Below are 468 nucleotides of genomic sequence, written 5' to 3'. Positions count from 1 at the left end.
GTTGTGTTTGTCCGCTCCGTGAAGCAACTTGTGTTTTACTACTAGATTGAGAATCTTGGCTAGATTGCTTTCTGTTTTGAGAACTTTGTGTGATGTTAGTTTGTTGATTTTCTTTTGAATCTCTTGTTTGTGTTGCACGAGAATCTTGTGATTTGACATTATTTTGTTGCTTTTCTGTATGCTCTGATTTGCTTGTAGCATTTTGATGATTTATGTTGTTAGAATCTTTAACTTGCTTGATAGTATCATTATTTTTTTCCTCTTGTATTTTTGCACGTTTTTTATTATCAGCATGATTGATTGTTGAATAATCTTGAGAAGTTACAGGAGGTACATAGACACTAGATTCTGTTTTATGAGTGTTGTTATGTTGTGTTTGTCCGCTCCGTGAAGCAACTTGTGTTTTATTACTAGATTGAGAATCTTGGCTAGATTGTTTTCTGTTTTGAGTACTTTGTTTGATGTTAG

Annotated in this window: 1 protein-coding gene; it reads right to left on the bottom strand. The window is 33.1% G+C overall.

The window, feature by feature from the left end; translation table 11 throughout:
* On the bottom strand, positions 1 to 468 hold a 468-nt coding region (locus CQA44_RS12945), incomplete at both ends, for a hypothetical protein (RefSeq protein WP_181881928.1).

It is taken from the genome of Helicobacter sp. MIT 14-3879, from assembly GCF_003364125.1.
Note: the sequence above shows the minus strand (reverse complement) of the source record. Positions and strands in the feature narration are given on the sequence as shown.